13 protein-coding genes are annotated in these 14,724 nt (G+C 72.0%); 9 read left to right on the top strand and 4 right to left on the bottom strand.

Going from position 1 to position 14,724, the window contains the following annotated elements:
* Nucleotides 1-245 precede the first annotated feature (245 nt).
* From IO24_RS0112655 to mmpA, 4 genes are all read left to right on the top strand, one after another.
* Nucleotides 246-1,292 (top strand): WD40/YVTN/BNR-like repeat-containing protein, encoded by a 1,047-nt coding sequence (locus tag IO24_RS0112655; RefSeq protein ID WP_031135076.1) that lies wholly within the window; start codon nucleotides 246-248, stop codon nucleotides 1,290-1,292.
* Nucleotides 1,293-1,362: 70 nt separating this feature from the next.
* Nucleotides 1,363-1,686 (top strand): hypothetical protein, encoded by a 324-nt coding sequence (locus IO24_RS0112660; protein ID WP_031135077.1) that lies wholly within the window; start codon nucleotides 1,363-1,365, stop codon nucleotides 1,684-1,686.
* Between the two features lie 75 nt (nucleotides 1,687-1,761).
* Entirely contained in the window at nucleotides 1,762-2,454 is a 693-nt protein-coding gene (locus tag IO24_RS0112665) for an endonuclease V (protein ID WP_031135079.1), read from the top strand.
* Nucleotides 2,455-2,582: 128 nt separating this feature from the next.
* Nucleotides 2,583-2,729 (top strand): morphogenic membrane protein MmpA, encoded by a 147-nt coding sequence (mmpA, locus tag IO24_RS45625; protein WP_167551606.1) that lies wholly within the window; start codon nucleotides 2,583-2,585, stop codon nucleotides 2,727-2,729.
* Nucleotides 2,730-2,733: 4 nt separating this feature from the next.
* Here the strand turns inward: mmpA and IO24_RS0112675 are convergent, their stop codons facing one another.
* On the bottom strand, nucleotides 2,734-3,912 hold the full coding sequence (locus IO24_RS0112675) for a saccharopine dehydrogenase family protein (protein WP_031135081.1): 1,179 nt from the start codon (nucleotides 3,910-3,912) through the stop codon (nucleotides 2,734-2,736).
* Between the two features lie 91 nt (nucleotides 3,913-4,003).
* Between IO24_RS0112675 and IO24_RS0112680 the strand changes: the two genes are divergently transcribed.
* From IO24_RS0112680 to IO24_RS0112695, 4 genes are all read left to right on the top strand, one after another.
* Nucleotides 4,004-4,384 (top strand): MmcQ/YjbR family DNA-binding protein, encoded by a 381-nt coding sequence (locus IO24_RS0112680; protein WP_031135083.1) that lies wholly within the window; start codon nucleotides 4,004-4,006, stop codon nucleotides 4,382-4,384.
* Between the two features lie 110 nt (nucleotides 4,385-4,494).
* The gene (locus tag IO24_RS0112685; protein ID WP_031135085.1) at nucleotides 4,495-5,640 is read left to right on the top strand and encodes a CaiB/BaiF CoA transferase family protein; all 1,146 of its coding nucleotides are present in this window, start codon (nucleotides 4,495-4,497) and stop codon (nucleotides 5,638-5,640) included.
* A gap of 11 nt (nucleotides 5,641-5,651) precedes the next feature.
* A complete protein-coding gene (locus IO24_RS0112690; protein ID WP_031135087.1) occupies nucleotides 5,652-6,866 on the top strand; it encodes an acetyl-CoA C-acetyltransferase in 1,215 nt (404 codons plus the stop codon).
* A gap of 34 nt (nucleotides 6,867-6,900) precedes the next feature.
* Nucleotides 6,901-9,087: a 3-hydroxyacyl-CoA dehydrogenase NAD-binding domain-containing protein gene (locus tag IO24_RS0112695; protein WP_031135089.1), complete on the top strand. Its 2,187-nt coding sequence runs from the start codon at nucleotides 6,901-6,903 to the stop codon at nucleotides 9,085-9,087.
* Here the strand turns inward: IO24_RS0112695 and IO24_RS0112700 are convergent.
* Complete coding sequence (locus tag IO24_RS0112700) at nucleotides 9,073-9,795, bottom strand: MerR family transcriptional regulator (RefSeq protein WP_031135092.1); 723 nt, start codon at nucleotides 9,793-9,795, stop codon at nucleotides 9,073-9,075. The genes IO24_RS0112695 and IO24_RS0112700 overlap by 15 nt on opposite strands.
* 218 nt (nucleotides 9,796-10,013) lie before the next feature.
* Here IO24_RS0112700 and IO24_RS0112705 point away from each other — a divergent pair, with 218 nt between their 5' ends.
* Nucleotides 10,014-11,480: an amino acid permease gene (locus IO24_RS0112705; protein ID WP_031135093.1), complete on the top strand. Its 1,467-nt coding sequence runs from the start codon at nucleotides 10,014-10,016 to the stop codon at nucleotides 11,478-11,480.
* Nucleotides 11,481-11,596: 116 nt separating this feature from the next.
* Here the strand turns inward: IO24_RS0112705 and IO24_RS0112710 are convergent, their stop codons facing one another.
* Both IO24_RS0112710 and IO24_RS0112715 read right to left on the bottom strand, forming a co-directional pair.
* On the bottom strand, nucleotides 11,597-12,481 hold the full coding sequence (locus IO24_RS0112710) for an arginase family protein (RefSeq protein WP_031135095.1): 885 nt from the start codon (nucleotides 12,479-12,481) through the stop codon (nucleotides 11,597-11,599).
* Nucleotides 12,482-13,037: 556 nt separating this feature from the next.
* Nucleotides 13,038-14,567 carry a M1 family metallopeptidase gene (locus IO24_RS0112715; protein ID WP_031135096.1) on the bottom strand — a complete coding sequence of 510 codons (1,530 nt, stop codon included), beginning with the start codon at nucleotides 14,565-14,567 and terminating at the stop codon, nucleotides 13,038-13,040.
* Nucleotides 14,568-14,724 lie beyond the last annotated feature (157 nt).

The following is a 14,724-nucleotide window of genomic DNA, read 5'->3' on the forward strand; positions in this document are numbered from 1 at the left end:
AAGAGACGACGGAATCAGCCAATCCGTGCACACGAAGTGCGAGTGACCTCCGTCACCGCGTTCATGCATCAGAGTGACGTGGCTCTCCTCGTGTGCCCCGCAGGGCACATGTGGCGCCCACCGGCCCAACCCGAGCACGGGAGAGGCCATCTGGACGCCACCCGGGGGGTCGGCTAATTTCCCCCGCCATGAGGCGCTTGGGGAGCACGCGACGGACGGGACGGACAGGCAGCGGGGCGACCGCGATGGCGGCCTGCGCGGCGGTACTGGCGGCCCTGACCGCCGTACCGGCACAGGCACACGAACCGGAGCGCCGGCTGCCGCACTGGGAACTCAAGGACACCGGCACCCCGGAGGCGCGGTTCCGGGGTCTCGCGGCCGTCAGCCGGGACACCGCCTGGACCGCGGGGACCGGCGGCACCGTGCTGCGCACCACGGACGGCGGGGCGACCTGGCGGAACGTCTCGCCGTCCGGCGCGGGGGAGTTGCAGTTCCGGGACGTCGAGGCGTTCGACGCGCGCCGGGCCGTGGTCCTGGCCATCGGCGAGGGCGAGGCGTCCCGCGTCTACCGCACCGACGACGGCGGAGTGACCTGGACGGAGTCCTTCCGCAACACCGACCCCCGGGCGTTCTACGACTGCATGGCCTTCTTCGACCACCGCCGCGGACTCGCGATGAGTGACCCGGTGGACGGGAAGTTCCGCATCCTGTCGACCGGCGACGGCGGCCGTACCTGGAAGGTGCTGCCGAGCGAGGGCATGCCGGCCGCGCAGCAGGGCGAGGCCGGATTCGCGGCGAGTGGCCAGTGCCTGGTGACGTCCGGGCCGAAGGACGTCTGGCTCGCCACCGGCGGGGCCGCACGCGCGCGTGTGCTGCACTCCGCCGACCGCGGACGCACCTGGACGGCCACCGACACGCCCCTCCCGGCGGGCGACCCGGCCCGCGGCGTCTTCGCGCTCGCCTTCCGCGACCGCACCCACGGCCTCGCCGCCGGCGGCGACTTCCGCCCCGGCCAGCCCTCACCGCAGGCCGCCGCACGCACCTCCGACGGCGGCCGCACCTGGCGCCCCGCTGCCACGCCTCCGCCCGCCTACCGCTCCGGCATCGCCTGGCTCCCGCACAGCCGCACCGCCGCCCTCGCCGTCGGCCCCACCGGCACGGACCTCACCACGGACGCCGGCCGCACCTGGCGGACCGTCGACACGGGCTCCTACGACACCGTCGACTGCACCCCGGACCACGGGTGCTGGGCCGCCGGTGAGAAGGGCCGCGTTGCCCGCCTGGAGCACTGAGCATGCGGGGTGCCCTGATCGTTGGCAGGGTGGGTACTCGTTCACTGATCGTGAAAGGAAGTGAGCGAGAATGCCACGCGGTTCGAGCTCCAAGCGGGAGCGCCAGTACGAGCACATCAAGGACAGTGCGCAGGACCGGGGCGAGAGCACCGGCCGCGCCAAGGAGATCGCCGCGCGGACGGTGAACAAGGAACGCGCCCGCTCCGGCGAGTCGAAGACGGCCAGCCGCACCTCCACCAAGGACATGTCGTCCGGCAAGCGCGGCGGCCAGCGGTCGGGGCAGGGCTCCCAGGGGCCCACCTACGACCAGCTGTACCAGGAGGCCAAGCGCAAGGGCGTCGAGGGCCGTTCCAGCATGAACAAGGGCCAGCTGCAGCGCGCGCTGGGCAAGTGAGGCGAACGCTTCCCGAGGCCGGCAGGACTCCCTGGTCCTGCCGGTCTTCGCACGGCCCGTAGGCTCGGGGCCACCATGACGACCGTACGCATCCCCGAGAACTGGCCCACGGCCGCGGAACAGGCCCGCGCCGTCCAGGACGAACTGCGCGAGCGAGTGATCCTCGACCAGCCGGGGCCGCCGCCCGGAACGGGGCACGTGACCGGGGTCGACGTCGCGTACGACGACGAGCGGGATGTCGTCGCGGCGGCCGCGGTCGTGCTGGACGCGTCGAGTCTCGAGGTCGTCGCCGAGGCCACGGCGGTAGGCCGGGTCTCCTTTCCCTACGTGCCCGGGCTGCTGGCCTTCCGCGAGCTCCCCACGGTGCTCGCCGCCCTCGACGCCCTGCCCTGCCCTCCCGGCCTGGTCGTCTGCGACGGCTACGGCCTCGCCCACCCCCGCCGCTTCGGCCTCGCCAGCCACCTCGGTGTCCTGACCGGCCTGCCCACGATCGGCGTCGCCAAGAACCCGTTCACCTTCACCCACGACGACCCGGGCACCCCGCGCGGCAGCGCCTCCGCGCTGCTCGCCGGCTCCGAGGAGGTCGGCCGGGCCCTGCGCACCCGGGACGCCGTCAAGCCGGTCTTCGTCTCGGTCGGCCACCGGACGACGCTGGACAACGCCTGCGCGCACACCCTCGCGCTGACTCCCGCCTACCGCCTCCCCGAGACCACGCGCAGGGCGGACGCGCTGTGCCGGAAGGCCCTGCGCGAGACCGGATCGGCCTGACCGGCGGCACGGCGCGGCACGATCCGGGTGCCGGTTCTGAGTACGGGTTCCGGGTGGCGGTTCTGAGTACCGGTTCTGAGTACCCGTACGGATGTCCGCCCGCACCGTGCGTCGGCAGGCTGGGGCGCATGACAACGCACCGTGCTCCCAAGCCTGTTGCCGGCCCGACCCAGACCGTCGAGCGGGCCGTCACCATAGGGCTGATCCTCGCCGTGCTGGCGGGGCTCGGCTGGATCGCCGGGATGATCTACACCATCACCGAGTGGCCGCTGTAGGACTTCAGCGGGCCGATGCGACGCGGAAGCGGATGCCCGCCGCGCGTAGCCGGTCGATGAGCGCGTTGCCCATCGCCACCGCGGTGGTGACCTGACCCGCCGTCTTCGGAAGATCGTCGAAGGCCAGGCAGAGCGCCGACTCGGCGAACATCTTGGCCGTCTCGTCGTAGCCGGGATCGCCGCCCGCGACCTCCGTGTACACCCGCTTGCCGCCGCCTTCGCCCACGAAGCGCACCGAGAACCAGCTCTTCGCCCGCTTCTCGGGGCTCGGCCCGTCGCCGGGCTTCAGCCGGTCCGACAACCAGCGCCGCGCGGACGGCACCTGGGCCGCCGCGACCAGCGCGCCGACCGCCGCGACCCCGCCCACGGCGACCGGCAGATGCCGGACGGCCGCGTACTGCCGGTAGGTGAAGTCGGGCCCGTACCGGTCGAGGGCCGACGCCGAGCGCCGCACGATCTGCGGGTCGATGGTCGGCATCGGCAGCGCCCACGCGCCGACCTCCTTGGCGAACCGGGGCGCACCGAGCGGCGCCGACGCCCGCCGGCCCACCAGCCGCGGCTCGTGCCGCCGCCGGTCCCGCACGGCCGCCGCCATCTCCCGCTGCCGCGCGAACTGGTTGAGCGCGGAGGCGAAGGTCCCGCCCGAGAACGCCCCGTCGGCGGTCACGAAGCCCTCGATGCTCAGCGGCACGTCCTGCGGCAGCTGCTGCACGGTGAAGTACACGCCCAGGTCGTGCGGGATCGAGTCGAACCCGGCGGCGTGCACCAGTCGCGCCCCGGTCTCCCGCGCGCGTGCGTCGTGCCGGACGTACGTCAGGTCGACGAACTCCGGCTCGCCGCAGAGGTCCAGGTAGTCGGTCCCGGCGTCCGCGCAGGCGGCGACGAGCTCCTCGCCGTAACTCACGTACGGGCCGACGGTCGTGGCCACCACGCGCGCCTGCCCGGCGAGGTCGCGGAGCGAGGCCGGGTCGGAGACGTCCGCCCGCACCACCCCCACCTCGGTGTCCGCGGGCAGTCGCTCCCGCAGCCGCTCCAGCTTCTCGGCGTTGCGGCCCGCGATGGCCCAGCGCAGCCCCTCGGGGGCATGGGCGGCCAGATACTCCGCGGCGAGCGCCCCGGCGAAACTGGTCGCTCCGAAGAGCACGATGTCGTACGGACGGTCCGTCCTGTTTTGCCTGCTCATGACACCCCTCGGTCGTGCAGCCCGTGCCGCTGTCGGTGGCCGAAGCTAGCGTGAGGAGTGCGGAGCCCGACGACGAGCCCGGAGGACGACGATGGCCGTGCCCAGGAATGCCCTGAAGAAGTGGGAGAAAGTGCGCGCGTTCGCGCTGGGGCTGCCGGGTGCCGTCGAGGAATTCCCCTGGGGCGAGTCCGTCGCGAAGGTCGACAAGAAGGTGTTCGTCTTCCTCGGCGTCGAGGACGGCAGTTACCCCCTGGGGGTGACGGTGAAGCTCAAGGACGAGACGGCCCACGCCCACGCCCTGGCCAGCCCCGGCGCCGAACCCGCCGGATACGGCCTGGGCAAGGCCGGCTGGGTGAGCATCCCCCTGGAACAGCAGGACGCCCCCGCCGCGGAGGTGCTCTGCGACTGGGTGGAGGAGAGCTACCGGGTGATCGCACCGAAGCGGCTGATAGCGGAGCTGGACGGGAGCTGACCCCGTCCGGCAGATTGCTAAGCGCTTGCTCGTTCAGGTCTTGTGCCGAGTGGAACGCGTTCTTAGCATCACTGGTGTTACATCAGATGTGTCACAGCACTGGGGGCTGGATGACCACGGCAAGGACGCCAGGACACGGCCCGCTCTCCGGCGTGCGCGTCGTCGAGCTGGCCGGCATCGGACCCGGCCCGTTCGCCGCCATGCTCCTGGCCGACCTCGGCGCCGACGTCGTGCGCGTGGACCGTCCCGGCGGCCCCGGACTCGCGATCGACCCGGCCTGCGACGTCACCAACCGCAACAAGCGCTCGGTGGTCGTCGACCTGAAGGCCCCGGGCGGCCCGGAGCAGGTGCTCGACCTCGCGGCCCGCGCGGACATCCTCGTCGAGGGCAACCGGCCCGGCGTCGCGGAGCGCCTCGGCGTCGGCCCCGAGCCCTGCCACGCCCGCAATCCGCGTCTCGTCTACGGCAGGATGACCGGCTGGGGCCAGGACGGCCCGCTCGCGCAGCGCGCCGGGCACGACATCGCCTACATCGCCCCCACCGGCACCCTCGGCATGATCGGCCGTCCGGACGAACCGCCGGCGGTTCCGGCCAACCTGCTCGGCGACTACGCGGGCGGCTCCCTCTATCTCGTCGTCGGCGTCCTCGCCGCCCTGAACCACGCGCGCGCGACCGGCACCGGCCAGGTCGTGGACGCCGCCATCGTCGACGGCACCGCCCATCTCGCCACGATGATCCACGGCATGCTCGCCGCCGGCGGCTGGCAGGACCGTCGCGGCGCCAACCTCCTGGACGGGGGCTGTCCGTACTACGGCACGTACGAGACGGCGGACGGCCGGTACATGGCCGTCGGCGCCCTGGAGCCGCAGTTCTACGCGGAGTTCCTCGCCCTCCTCGGCGTCGAGGACCAGGCCGCCGCGCGCAAGGACATCGCCCGCTGGGACGAACTGCGCGAGGAAGTCGCCGCCCGCTTCAAGAGCCGTACCAGGGACGAGTGGACGGCCGTCTTCGACGGCTCCGACGCCTGCGTGGCGCCCGTGCTGTCGCTGCGCGAGGCTCCGCACCACCCGCACCTGGCCGCCCGCGGCACCTTCACCGATCACGGCGGCATCACCCAGCCCGCCCCGGCCCCCCGCTTCTCCGCGACCCCGACCTCCGTCCGCACCGGCCCGGCCCGGCCGGGCGCCGACACCGCGGACGTCGCCCGGGACTGGGACGTCCCCGGGCTGCTCCCGTCGTCCCGAAACCCTCAGTGAAAGGCCTCCTCGTGAGCACCGAAGCGTATGTGTACGACGCGATCCGCACCCCGCGCGGGCGCGGCAAGGCGAACGGCGCCCTGCACGGCACCAAGCCCATCGACCTGGTCGTCGGACTCATCCACGAGATCCGCGCCCGCTTCCCGGACCTCGACCCGGCCGCCGTCGACGACATCGTCCTCGGCGTGGTCGGCCCGGTCGGCGACCAGGGCTCCGACATCGCCCGGATCGCCGCCATCGCCGCGGGCCTGCCCGACACCGTCGCCGGCGTGCAGGAGAACCGCTTCTGTGCCTCGGGCCTGGAGGCCGTCAACCTGGCCGCCGCGAAGGTCCGTTCCGGCTGGGAGGACCTCGTCCTCGCCGGCGGCGTCGAGTCGATGTCCCGCGTGCCGATGGCCTCCGACGGCGGCGCCTGGTTCAACGACCCGATGACCAACCTCGACGTCAACTTCGTGCCGCAGGGCATCGGCGCCGACCTCATCGCCACCATCGAGGGCTTCTCCCGGCGCGACGTCGACGAGTACGCCGCCCTCTCCCAGGAGCGGGCCGCCACCGCCATGAAGGACGGCCGCTTCGACAGGTCCGTCGTCCCGGTCAAGGACCGCAGCGGCCTCGTCGTCCTCGACCACGACGAGCACCCGCGCCCCGGCACCACCGCCGACTCCCTCGCGAAGCTGAAGCCGTCCTTCGCGGACATCGGCGAACTCGGCGGCTTCGACGCGGTGGCGCTCCAGCAGTACCACTGGGTGGAGAAGATCGACCACGTCCACCACGCGGGCAACTCCAGCGGCATCGTCGACGGCGCCTCGCTCGTCGCGATCGGCTCCAGGGAGGTCGGCGAGCGCTACGGCCTCACGCCCCGCGCGCGGATCGTCTCCGCCGCCGTCTCCGGCTCCGAGCCCACCATCATGCTCACCGGCCCCGCCCCGGCCACCCGCAAGGCCCTCGCCAAGGCCGGACTGACCATCGACGACATCGACCTCGTCGAGATCAACGAGGCGTTCGCGGCGGTCGTGCTGCGCTTCGTGAAGGACATGGGCCTGTCCCTGGACAAGGTCAACGTCAACGGCGGCGCCATCGCCCTCGGCCACCCCCTCGGCGCGACCGGCGCGATGATCCTCGGCACCCTCGTCGACGAACTCGAGCGCCAGGACAAGCGCTACGGCCTCGCCACGCTGTGCGTCGGCGGCGGCATGGGCGTCGCCACGATCGTCGAGCGCATCTGACCCCCTCCCGACGGATCACACGGAGCACCTCCACATGAGCACTGAGTCCACCACCATCCGCTGGGAACAGGACCGCACCGGCCTCGTCACCCTGGTCATCGACGACCCGAACCAGTCCGCGAACACCATGAACCAGGCGTTCCGCGACTCCCTCGCCGTCGTCACCGACCGCCTGGAGGCCGAGAAGGACTCCATCCGGGGCGTCATCATCACCTCCGCGAAGAAGACCTTCTTCGCCGGCGGCGACCTGCGCGACCTGATCCGCGTCACGCCCGAGACGGCCCAGGAGCTGTTCGACGGCGGCATGGCGATCAAGCGGAACCTGCGCCGCATCGAGACCCTCGGCAAGCCGGTCGTTGCCGCCCTCAACGGCGCGGCCCTCGGCGGCGGTTACGAGATCGCCCTGGCCTGCCACCACCGCGTCGCCCTCGAAGCGCCCGGCTCCAAGATCGGCTGCCCCGAGGTCACCCTCGGCCTGCTCCCCGGAGGTGGCGGCGTCGTCCGCACCGTCCGCATGCTCGGTATCGCCGACGCGCTGCTGAAGGTCCTCCTCCAGGGCACCCAGTACACCCCCCGCCGCGCCCTGGAGAACGGCCTCGTCGACGAGGTGGCCGACAGCCCGGAGGACATGCTGGCCAAGGCCCGCGCCTTCATCGACGCCCACCCCGATTCCCAGCAGCCCTGGGACAAGCCGGGCTACCGCATCCCGGGCGGCACACCGGCCAGCCCCAAGTTCGCCGCGAACCTGCCCGCCTTCCCGGCCGGCCTGCGCAAGCAGACGAACGGTGCCCCCTACCCGGCGCCGCGCAACATCCTGGCCGCCGCCGTCGAAGGTTCCCAGGTCGACTTCGAGACCGCGCAGGTCATCGAGGCCCGCTACTTCGTGGACCTCGCGGCCGGCCAGACCTCGAAGAACATGATCCAGGCGTTCTTCTTCGACCTCCAGGCCGTCAACTCCGGGGCCAACCGCCCCCAGGGCGTCGAGCCCCGCAAGGTCCGCAAGGTCGCCGTCCTCGGCGCCGGGATGATGGGCGCGGGCATCGCCTACTCCTGCGCCCGCGCCGGCATCGACGTCGTCCTGAAGGACGTCTCCCTGGAGGCGGCTCTCAAGGGCAAGGGCTACTCCGAGAAGCTGTGCGCCAAGGCCGTCGCCAAGGGCCGTACGACCCAGGACAAGGCCGACGTGCTGCTCGCCCGCATCACCCCCACCGCCGAGGTCCAGGACCTGGCCGGCTGCGACGCCGTCATCGAGGCCGTCTTCGAGGACACGTCGCTCAAGCACAAGGTGTTCCAGGAGATCCAGCACGTCGTGGAGCCCGACGCGCTGCTGTGCTCCAACACCTCCACCCTGCCCATCACCACCCTCGCCGAAGGCGTCGAGCGCCAGGGCGACTTCATCGGCCTGCACTTCTTCTCGCCCGTGGACAAGATGCCGCTCGTCGAGATCATCAAGGGCGAGCGCAGCGGCGAGGAGGCCCTGGCGCGCGCCTTCGACCTGGTCCGGCAGATCAACAAGACGCCGATCGTCGTCAACGACTCGCGCGGCTTCTTCACCTCCCGCGTCATCGGCCACTTCATCAACGAGGGCGTCGCCATGGTCGGCGAGGGCATCGAGCCGGCCTCGGTCGAGCAGGCCGCCGCCCAGGCCGGCTACCCGGCCAAGGTGCTGTCCCTGATGGACGAACTGACGCTGACCCTGCCCCGCAAGATCCGGGCCGAGTCGAAGCGGGCGGTCGAGGAGGCCGGCGGCACCTGGACGGCCCACCCCGCCGAGGCCGTCGTCGACCGCATGGTCGACGAGTTCGGCCGCACCGGCCGCAGCGGCGGCGCCGGCTTCTACGACTACGGCGACGACGGCAAGCGCGCCGGGCTCTGGCCCGGACTGCGCGAGCACTACACCAAGCCCGGGTACCGGATCCCGTTCCGGGACATGCAGGAGCGGATGCTGTTCTCCGAGGCGCTGGACACCGTCCGGCTGCTGGAGGAGGGCGTGCTGACCTCCGTCGCCGACGCCAACATCGGCTCCATCTTCGGCATCGGCTTCCCGGGCTGGACCGGCGGCGTGCTCCAGTACATCAACGGCTACGAGGGCGGCCTGCCCGGATTCGTGGCACGCGCGCGTGAACTCGCCGAGCAGTACGGGGAGCGCTTCACGCCGCCCGCGCTGCTGGTGGAGAAGGCGGAGAAGGGGGAGCGGTTCAGCGACTCAGTCCGCGCCTGATCCGCCGGAGCCCGAAGGCCCGGTGAGCCACTCGCCCAGCTCTTCCTTCAGCGACCGCTGAAAAGCGGTGAGGAGCGCCTGCACCACCAGGGGGTGCATGTGCGCCGACAAGGAGCGCACGTCCCGTGCGTCACGCTCCGCCACCTCACCGCGGAAGAGCTGGGACAGCTCCCGGGCCGCGGCGCGCGTGTGTTCGACGAGGACCTTGCGCGCCGCGAAGATCGCCTCCTGGGAGAGCGGCACGTCCAGCAGCCCGGCGCCGAGCCGGAGCAGACCGAGGTCGGCCTCGTACGCGCCGTCCGCGGGCCGGACCACGCCCATGGCGACGAGCCGTTCGACGTCCTCGTCGCCCAGCGGCAGTCCGGCCCGACGCTCCAGCTCCGCGCGCGTCACCGTCTCGACGCTCTCCGGCGCCCAGGAGGCCACCACGGCCCGGTGGATGGCGAGGTCGTGCGCGCTCAGGTCCGGCGGCAGCTGCCGGAGGTAGCGCTCGATGCCGGCCAGCGTCATGCCCTGCTGCTGCAACTCCTCGATCAGCGCGAGCCGCGCCAGATGATCGCGCCCGTAGTGCCCGACGCGCCGCGGACCGAGCACCGGCGGCGCCAGCAGACCCTTCGTGCAGTAGAAGCGGACCGTGCGCACCGTGACACCGGCCCGGGCGGCCAGCTCGTCGATCGTGAGGGTCGGCTCCTCGGCGTCGGTCGTCATGTGCAGCAGTATCGCTGTCTCACCAGTGCTGTGAAACCTCCGGCCACCGGGGGGACGACTGTGTGAGAAGGAGCGCTCTGTGACGTATGCCACCGCGTGAGCCGCGCAGCGTGGGGGAAGGTGGCCCCTTGGTCTGCGCCTTTACCGAGGGCGCAGACCTTATGTACGTCCGGAAGCCGAGCGCGACCCGCTCGGGCGCACCAGAGAGTGGATCCACCGTGAGCAAGGACGCCGTGAACACGGCTGCGGCCACGCCGCGTACCGATGCGGCCGCAGTGCCCGCGGACGCGGGTGACGCCGGCTACAGCAAGGACCTCAAGGCCCGCCACGTCAACATGATCGCCATCGGAGGCGCGATCGGCACCGGGCTCTTCCTGGGCGCGGGCGGCCGCCTCCACAACGCGGGACCGGCGCTGGCGATCGCCTACCTGGTCTGCGGCATCTTCGCCTTCTTCGTGGTCCGGGCCCTCGGTGAGCTCGTGCTCTACCGCCCGTCCTCGGGCTCCTTCGTGTCGTACGCGCGCGAGTTCCTCGGCGAGAAGGGCGCGTACGTCGCCGGCTGGATGTACTTCCTGAACTGGTCGACCACCGGCATCGCCGACATCACCGCGATCGCGCTCTACACGCACTACTGGAGCCTGTTCACCGACATCCCGCAGTGGGTGCTCGCGCTGGTCGCCCTCGCGGTGGTGCTGGCCGTGAACCTGATCTCGGTGAAGTACTTCGGCGAGATGGAGTTCTGGTTCGCGATCATCAAGGTCGCCACGCTGATCGGCTTCATGTTCATCGGCATCTTCCTGCTCGCCACCCAGCACGAGGTGGGCGGCCAGACGCCGGGCCTGAGCGTCATCACCGACAACGGAGGAGTCTTCCCGCACGGCATGATGCCGGTCGTCCTGGTCATGCAGGGCGTGATCTTCGCGTACGCCGCGCTGGAGCTGGTCGGTGTCGCCGCGGGTGAGACCGCCGAGCCGCAGAAGGTCGTCCCGCGCGCGGTGAACTCGATCATGTGGCGGGTGGGCCTCTTCTACGTCGGCTCCGTCGTCCTGCTCGCCCTGCTCCTGCCGGGTTCGGTCTACTCGGCCGACCAGAGCCCCTTCGTCACGGTGCTGTCGAAGATCGGCATCCCGGCCGCGGGCGACGTGATGAACCTGGTGGTCCTGACCGCCGCCATGTCCTCCCTCAACTCCGGCCTGTACTCCACGGGCCGCATCCTGCGCTCCATGGCGATGGCGGGCTCCGCCCCCAAGTTCACCGCCCGCATGAACCGCAGCCAGGTCCCCTACGGCGGCATCCTGCTGACCTGCGCGGTGTGCGTGCTCGGCGTCGGCCTGAACTTCCTCGTGCCCGCCCAGGCCTTCGAGATCGTGCTGAACGTGGCCTCCCTCGGCATCATCAGCACCTGGGTGATCATCATGGTCTGCCACCTGGTCTTCGTCCGCCGCGCCAAGGCCGGCCAGGTCACCCGCCCCTCCTTCCGCCTCCCCGCCAGCCCGGTCACGGAGATCACCACGATCGTCTTCCTGCTGGCCTGCCTCGGCATGATGTGGAACGACCCCGAGGTCGGCCGCAAGACCCTCCTGCTCATCCCGGCGATCGCGGTCATGCTGGTCGCCGGCTGGTTCGGCGTCCGCCGCCGGGTCTCGCAGACGGCGGACCAGGAGCTGTCGCAGCTGACGAAGTAGCGGGTCAGGGCCACACGGTGGCGTCATCTCGGGGGACGCGCATGCCCGGGTGACGCCACCGTAGCGTCGGCGCAGGGCGGCGAGGTGCTCGCCCGTGTCCGCAACGGCATCGGAACTCAGCCCTGGCTGTCGAAGGCCCGCACCAGGCAACCGCACAGGTCCCGCGCGAGGGTGCCGCCGGGATCCAACCGGGGGTTGAAGATCGTGACGGTCAGGCCGACGGCACCGCCGCCGGACAGGGCCGTGCGCAGCACGGTCTCCAGCTCCTGCCAGGTCAGACCGTCCGGCTGCCGGTAGTCGACGGCCGGCATGACCGCGTCGTCCAGGACGTCGACGTCGAGATGGATCCAGTACCCGGCGTCCGCGCCGCCGGTCAGCAGCCCGACGGCGCGCCGGGCCGCCTCGGCCGCGCCCAGGGCGCGCGCCGTGTCCAGTTCCAGCGCGTGCAGCGCGGTCGGCAGCGGCTGCATCCCGCACGCCGCGGATTCCTCCGCGTCCCGGAACCCCAGGGCGACCACGTCCTCGTCCCGCACGAGCGGGCCCCGGCCCTCCAGGTCGGCCAGCACGCGGGGGCCGCGCCCGGTGGCCAGGGCGAGTTCCATGGAGGCGACCTCGCCGGCCGGCTCCGCCGACGGCTGGTAGAAGTCGCTGTGCCCGTCCAGGAAGAGCAGCCCGTGCCGGTCGCGGCGGCGCAGCGCGAGCAGGTTGCCGAGCAGCACGCTGCAGTCGCCGCCGAGCACGACGGGGAACCGGCCCCGGTCGAGGACCTCGCCCACGACGTCGGCCAGCGCCACGGAGTACGCGGCGATGCCGCCCGGGTTCAGAACTCCCGTCCCCGGATCCCGCTCCGGGTCGTACGGGGGTGGCTCGACCCGGCCCCCGTGCACCGCCCCGAGCCCCTCGGCCAGCCCGGCCCCGAGGAGCGCCGCCGGCAGGTCCTCGACACCGGTGGGGCGCAGCCCGAGCACGGACGGTGCCTCCACGATCGCCAGGTTCCGCAACGCCGGCTCCTCGATCGGCCCGACAACGCCGCCGGACCGACGCGCCCGGCGCACTGATCCACCGTAGTGCGAGGCGCAGGAGGAAGCGCGCCCGTGCGTGCGATCGAGCAGAGGGGACAGGTGCTGGGCTCGGCATACCTGGCGCCCGGGGCCGCCCGGTGCAGCGGGGTGCCGCTGCACCCACCCGTGTCGCCACAGCGGCACGACCGCCCGCAGCCGAGCGGCCCGGGGCGCCTGCGGCAGTGAGCCGCACCCCCGGCAGCCCGGAGGATCGGGCTGCCGGACGCAAGCGGGCCCGGCCCCGTGCACCGAGCGAGGCGGCCCCCGGCGCCGGCGCCAAGTGCGGCCGGGCAGCCCGGACCCGGGCAGTTCCGGTGTCACCCGCTGCCAGGTTGTCCGGGGCCGAGCCGCACCGCCCGTCGCCCGCTGCCAGGCGCCGCCGCCCGGGGCCGGGCAGTACCGCCGTCACCCGCTGCCAGGTTGTCCGGATCCGAGCACTACCGCCTTCGCCCGTTGCCCGCCTCCGGCGACCGAAGTCCCGTGCAGGACAGGTCCGTCAGCGCTCCTGTTCGCGCTCCCCGTGCCCGTGCTCCCCGTGCTCGTGCACCCCGTTCGTCGCCGCGATCTTCTTCCACGACCTGGGCTGCTCGACCACCCCCGGCGCCTTCGCCACGGCGGCGGCCCGGGCCGCCGGCACCCCCGGCTTCGACGGCTGGAACAGCCACGTGTCGAAGAGGGCGGCCAGCGGCTTGCCCGAGACCTCCTCCGCGTACCGCTGGAAGTCCGCCACCGACGCGTTGCCGTGGGCGTACTTGGACGGCCAGCCCTTCAGGATGGTGAAGAACGCCTCGTCGCCGATCTTGTTGCGCAGCGCCTGCACGGCCAGTGCGCCACGGTCGTAGACCGCGATGTCGAACTGGTTCTCCGGGCCGGGATCCCCGGGCTTCACCGTCCAGAACGGGTCGTCGGCCGGATGCGAGGCGTACACGTAGTCGGCGAGTTCCTGCGCCGTGCCCTCGCCCTCGTGCTCGGACCACAGCCACTGCGCGTACCGCGCGAACCCCTCGTTGATCCAGATGTCCTTCCAGCCGTTGAGCGACACGTCGTCGCCATACCACTGGTGGGCCAGCTCATGGACGACGACGGACACGTTCGAGCCGTTGGCGAACTGCCGCGGGCTGTAGAACGGCCGGGTCTGGGTCTCCAGCGCGTACCCGGTGTTCGTGTTCGGCACGTACCCGCCGAGCGCGTTGTACGGGTACGGCCCGAAGTACTCGGCCAGCCAGTCCGCGATCTCCCCGGTCCGTTCGATGCTCGCCCGCGCCGCCCCGGCATGGGCGCCGAGATCCTTGCTGTAGGCGTTGAGGACCGGAATGCCGCCCTCCGTCGTGCCGGTCGTGATGTCGAACTTCCCGACCGCGAGCGTGGCGAGGTACGTGGCCTGCGGCTTGCTGGAACGCCAGTTCCACCGGGTCCAGCCGAGCCGTGAACTCGTCGACTGGAGCGTGCCGTTGGAGATGGCCTGGGTGCCGTCCGGGACCAGCACGGACACGTCGTAGGTGGCCTTGTCGAGCGGGTGGTCGTTGCTCGGGAACCACCACGCCGCCGCCTCGGGCTCGTTCGCCGCGACGCCCCCGTCCGCAGTGCGGTGCCAGCTGGTGAAGCCGTAGGCCTTCTTCGACGACGGCACCCCGCGGTAGCGCACGACGACCGTGACGGACGCGCCCTTGGACAGCGTGCTCTTCGGCGTGATCTCCAGCTCGTGTTCGCCCGAAGTCCGGAACGACGCCTTCGCGCCGTTGACGCGCACCTCGCCGACGTCCAGCAGGAAGTCCAGGTTGAAGCTCGACAGGTCCTGCGTGGCGCGGGCCACCAGGGTCGCCGTGCCCTCCAGCTCGTCCGTGGCCGGCTGGTACTTCAGCCGGAGGTCGTAGTGGGAGACGTCGTATCCGCCGTTGCCGTAAGCCGGGTAGTAGGGGTCGCCAATACCCGGCGCGCCGGGGGAGCGGGGGGCGGCCGATGCCGGGATCGCCAGCAGGAGAACGGCCGCTGCCAGGGCTCCCGGCGCGATGATTCTGCGGTGCACGCAAGGCTCCAAGTCGTAGGGTCCCGAGGTCGTTCGAACTCTGTCCGGAGCCTATTGACTCCCTGTGCCCCTGATCATGTCCATGGCCCCTGCTGTCACACGATCGCCATTCGGCCGACATGAGACACCCGCCCCGGAGGTCCCTCCGGACACGCCG

The sequence above is a fragment of the Streptomyces flavovariabilis genome, assembly GCF_000725785.1.
Lineage (GTDB): Bacteria > Actinomycetota > Actinomycetes > Streptomycetales > Streptomycetaceae > Streptomyces > Streptomyces hawaiiensis.

Coding starts and splice junctions, on each gene's coding strand:
- IO24_RS0112655 (WP_031135076.1), top strand. CDS start 246: ATGGCGGCCTGCGCGGCGGTACTGGCGGCCCTGACCGCCGTACCGGCA.
- IO24_RS0112660 (WP_031135077.1), top strand. CDS start 1,363: ATGCCACGCGGTTCGAGCTCCAAGCGGGAGCGCCAGTACGAGCACATC.
- IO24_RS0112665 (WP_031135079.1), top strand. CDS start 1,762: ATGACGACCGTACGCATCCCCGAGAACTGGCCCACGGCCGCGGAACAG.
- mmpA (WP_167551606.1), top strand. CDS start 2,583: ATGACAACGCACCGTGCTCCCAAGCCTGTTGCCGGCCCGACCCAGACC.
- IO24_RS0112675 (WP_031135081.1), bottom strand. CDS start 3,912: ATGAGCAGGCAAAACAGGACGGACCGTCCGTACGACATCGTGCTCTTC.
- IO24_RS0112680 (WP_031135083.1), top strand. CDS start 4,004: ATGGCCGTGCCCAGGAATGCCCTGAAGAAGTGGGAGAAAGTGCGCGCG.
- IO24_RS0112685 (WP_031135085.1), top strand. CDS start 4,495: ATGACCACGGCAAGGACGCCAGGACACGGCCCGCTCTCCGGCGTGCGC.
- IO24_RS0112695 (WP_031135089.1), top strand. CDS start 6,901: ATGAGCACTGAGTCCACCACCATCCGCTGGGAACAGGACCGCACCGGC.
- IO24_RS0112700 (WP_031135092.1), bottom strand. CDS start 9,795: ATGACGACCGACGCCGAGGAGCCGACCCTCACGATCGACGAGCTGGCC.